Origin of the sequence: Natrinema limicola JCM 13563 (assembly GCF_000337475.1) — an archaeon.
Classification (GTDB): Archaea; Halobacteriota; Halobacteria; order Halobacteriales; family Natrialbaceae; genus Natrinema; species Natrinema limicola.
On sequence record NZ_AOIT01000063.1, the window covers coordinates 1 to 218 of the forward strand.

A 218-nucleotide genomic window follows, 5' to 3' on the forward strand; every position below is an offset into this window, starting at 1 on the left:
AATAGGTTAATATTCCTATGCCAGTGTGCACTCAAAGCCAACGCTTTGGGGCCGCCTGAGCCGGGCCTTCGCCCGGTCGAACAGTCGAAGTTCGTGGAAGCCGTAATGGCACGAAGCGACCGAATGGCTGGATAGCGCAAGTCAGGTCAACCGAGAGCCCGTGAAAAGGCGAGCACACTGTCCGTACCGAGATCCGACACAGGTACTCGTGGCGGCGA

General features: G+C 58.3%; 1 rRNA gene. It reads left to right on the plus strand.

Going from position 1 to position 218, the window contains the following annotated elements:
• Nucleotides 1–218 (plus strand): 23S ribosomal RNA (locus C476_RS19140); the annotation flags it as partial.